This window comes from Shinella sp. (assembly GCF_052438155.1).
In the GTDB taxonomy this organism is placed as follows: domain Bacteria; phylum Pseudomonadota; class Alphaproteobacteria; order Rhizobiales; family Rhizobiaceae; genus Shinella.
Window position 1 is genome coordinate 1 of sequence record NZ_JBQVPI010000104.1, and the last position, 1174, is coordinate 1174.

Annotated in this window: 1 protein-coding gene; it reads left to right on the forward strand. The window is 58.1% G+C overall.

Annotation, left to right across the window (positions count from 1 at the left end; translation table 11 throughout):
* Positions 1 to 47 precede the first annotated feature (47 nt).
* Positions 48 to 1135, forward strand: a protein-coding gene (locus tag ACT6VE_RS34825) for an IS3 family transposase (RefSeq protein ID WP_444802658.1) whose coding sequence is annotated in 2 segments (ribosomal slippage) — positions 48 to 309 and positions 309 to 1135 — 1089 coding nt in all. Because the reading frame shifts where the segments join, the coding sequence is not laid out codon by codon here.
* Positions 1136 to 1174 lie beyond the last annotated feature (39 nt).

The following is a 1174-nucleotide window of genomic DNA, read 5'->3' on the forward strand; positions in this document are numbered from 1 at the left end:
GGCTTCAAAAGTAGAATTTTCTCGGCAAGATGATCGAGGAGATTTTGATGAAGACGAGCAGATTTAGCGAACCGCAAATCCTTGCGATCCTGCGTCAGGCCGAGGGTGGCGTTCCAGTGCCTGAGCTATGCCGGGAACACGGGATGAGCACGGCCTCATTTTACAAATGGCGAGCCAAGTATGGCGGCATGGATGCATCGATGATCAGCCAGATGAAGGCTTTGGAAGACGAGAACCGTCGGCTGAAGAAGATGTATGCGGAGATGAGCATGCAGGCCGAACTCCTCAAGGAGGCTCTGGGAAAAAAGTGACGCGGCCATCTCAACGCCGAGAGATGGCCATGAGAGCAGTGGCGCTGCGTGGGGTGAGCATCGCACTCGCCTGCCGCACCTTCGATGTCAGCGAGACGTGCTATCGTTACAGCGCCAAGCTGAACGACGAGAACGAGCAGATCGCCGATCTGCTGATCGGACTGACGCGGGCGAAGAGGAGTTGGGGCTTCGGCTTGTGCTTCCTTTACCTGCGCAATGTCCGGGGCCATCGCTGGAACCACAAGCGCGTCTACCGCATCTACCGCGAACTGGAGCTGAACTTGCGGATTAAGCCACGCAAGCGGTTGAAGCGGGACCGGCCGGATGCGCTGGCTGTGCCGGAACAGCCGAACATGGTCTGGTCGATGGACTTCATGGCGGACCGCCTGGAGGACGGCAGGCCGTTCCGGTTGTTGAACGTCCTGGACGATTTCAATCGCGAGGGGCTGGGCATCGAAGTGGATTTCTCGCTTCCTGCCGAGCGCGTCATCCGCAGCTTGAGCCAGATCATCGAATGGCGTGGCAAGCCGTTTGCCATACGCGTGGACAATGGCCCCGAATATGTCAGCGGCAAGCTGATGGAATGGGCCGAAAGGCAGGGCATTGCCTTGAGCCACATCCAGCCGGGCAAGCCGCAGCAGAACGCCTATGTCGAGCGCTACAACCGAACCGTTCGGCATGAATGGCTCGATCAGCACATTATAGAAAGTATCGAGGGGGCGCAGGAATTCGCCACGCAGTGGCTATGGACCTACAACAACGAGCGGCCCAATATGGGCATCGGCGGCATCACACCCGCACAGAAACTGAAAATGGCCGCGTGAATTCTACCGTAGAGCCCCGTTAAGAACGGGGGGATTACC